The organism is Pseudomonas sp. CM25 (assembly GCF_013179705.1).
Lineage (GTDB): Bacteria > Pseudomonadota > Gammaproteobacteria > Pseudomonadales > Pseudomonadaceae > Aquipseudomonas.
Genome location: NZ_JABMCW010000718.1, coordinates 1 through 622, shown reverse-complemented (window position 1 = coordinate 622; position 622 = coordinate 1). Strand labels below are relative to the sequence as shown.

At 47.1% G+C, this 622-nt stretch carries 1 rRNA gene; it reads right to left on the bottom strand.

Annotated features, from left to right (window positions below):
• A 23S ribosomal RNA gene (locus HP546_RS30905) occupies positions 1-436 on the bottom strand; the annotation flags it as partial.
• Positions 437-622: the final 186 nt, after the last annotated feature.

Here is a 622-nt window from a genome sequence, read left to right as displayed (position 1 = left end):
GGTCAGTCAGTAGTATTTAGCCTTGGAGGATGGTCCCCCCATATTCAGACAAAGTTTCTCGTGCTCCGTCCTACTCGATTTCATTGATAAGAGATTTTCGTGTACGGGGCTATCACCCACTATGGCCGCACTTTCCAGAGCGTTCCACTAATCTCAAACCAACTTAAGGGCTGGTCCCCGTTCGCTCGCCACTACTAAGGGAATCTCGGTTGATTTCTATTCCTCAGGGTACTTAGATGTTTCAGTTCCCCTGGTTCGCCTCTTGCACCTATGTATTCAGTACAAGATACTCAGCTTGTGCTGAGTGGGTTCCCCCATTCAGAGATCTCTGGATCACAGTCTGTTTGCCGACTCCCCAAAGCTTATCGCAGGCTACCACGTCTTTCATCGCCTCTGACTGCCAAGGCATCCACCGTATGCGCTTCTTCACTTGACCATATAACCCCAAGCAATCTGGTTATACTGTGAAGACGACATTCGCCGAAAATTCGCACGTCGCTCTTTCGAGCAGAACTCACAAATTTTACCTTAGCCTGATCCACCAGCAGTGAAACTGGTGTTCAGTCTATTTCTATCACATATCCGAATTTTTAAAGAACGATCTGACAAAAGTCAGAAATCA